We start from the raw sequence: 1,556 nt of genomic DNA, 5'->3' as shown, positions 1-1,556 counted from the left end.
ACACAGTGGACGCGAGCAACTGAGGACAAGCCCTCGGCCTATTAGTACCAGTCAGCTCCAACCGTTACCGGTCTTCCACACCTGGCCTATCAACCCAGTCGTCTACTGGGAGCCTTACCCCATCAAGTGGGTGGGAGTCCTCATCTCGAAGCAGGCTTCCCGCTTAGATGCTTTCAGCGGTTATCCCTCCCGAACGTAGCCAACCAGCCATGCCCTTGGCAGGACAACTGGCACACCAGAGGTTCGTCCGTCCCGGTCCTCTCGTACTAGGGACAGCCCTTCTCAAGACTCCTACGCGCACAGCGGATAGGGACCGAACTGTCTCACGACGTTCTAAACCCAGCTCGCGTACCGCTTTAATGGGCGAACAGCCCAACCCTTGGGACCGACTCCAGCCCCAGGATGCGACGAGCCGACATCGAGGTGCCAAACCATCCCGTCGATATGGACTCTTGGGGAAGATCAGCCTGTTATCCCCGGGGTACCTTTTATCCGTTGAGCGACGGCGCTTCCACAAGCCACCGCCGGATCACTAGTCCCGACTTTCGTCCCTGCTCGACCCGTCGGTCTCACAGTCAAGCTCCCTTGTGCACTTACACTCAACACCTGATTGCCAACCAGGCTGAGGGAACCTTTGGGCGCCTCCGTTACCCTTTAGGAGGCAACCGCCCCAGTTAAACTACCCACCAGACACTGTCCCTGATCCGGATCACGGACCCAGGTTAGACATCCAGCACGACCAGAGTGGTATTTCAACGACGACTCCACCATGGCTGGCGCCATGACTTCACAGTCTCCCACCTATCCTACACAAGCCGAACCGAACACCAATATCAAGCTATAGTAAAGGTCCCGGGGTCTTTCCGTCCTGCTGCGCGAAACGAGCATCTTTACTCGTAGTGCAATTTCACCGGGCCTATGGTTGAGACAGTCGAGAAGTCGTTACGCCATTCGTGCAGGTCGGAACTTACCCGACAAGGAATTTCGCTACCTTAGGATGGTTATAGTTACCACCGCCGTTTACTGGCGCTTAAGTTCTCAGCTTCGCCCTGTCGAAACAGAGCTAACCGGTCCCCTTAACGTTCCAGCACCGGGCAGGCGTCAGTCCGTATACATCGCCTTACGGCTTCGCACGGACCTGTGTTTTTAGTAAACAGTCGCTTCTCGCTGGTCTCTGCGGCCACACCCAGCTCAGAGTGCAAGACTCATCACCAGACATGGCCCCCCTTCTCCCGAAGTTACGGGGGCATTTTGCCGAGTTCCTTAACCATAGTTCACCCGAACGCCTCGGTATTCTCTACCTGACCACCTGAGTCGGTTTAGGGTACGGGCCGCCATGAAACTCGCTAGAGGCTTTTCTCGACAGCATAGGATCATCCACTTCACCACAATCGGCTCGGCATCAGGTCTCAGCCTTAACGTGTGACGGATTTGCCTACCACACGGCCTACACCCTTACCCCGGGACTACCACCGCCCGGGCTGGACTACCTTCCTGCGTCACCCCATCGCTTACCTACTACAAGTCTGGTTCGTCGGCTCCACCACTCCCCTTCA

At 56.7% G+C, this 1,556-nt stretch carries 1 rRNA gene (cut by a window edge); it reads right to left on the bottom strand.

What is annotated here, in order from left to right:
- Nucleotides 1-21: 21 nt before the first annotated feature.
- Nucleotides 22-1,556 (bottom strand): 23S ribosomal RNA (locus AC07BS_RS35135) (its annotated part continues 1,429 nt past the right edge of the window); the annotation flags it as partial.

The sequence above is a fragment of the Streptomyces sp. NPDC044063 genome (assembly GCF_056434285.1).
Note: the sequence above shows the minus strand (reverse complement) of the source record. Positions and strands in the feature narration are given on the sequence as shown.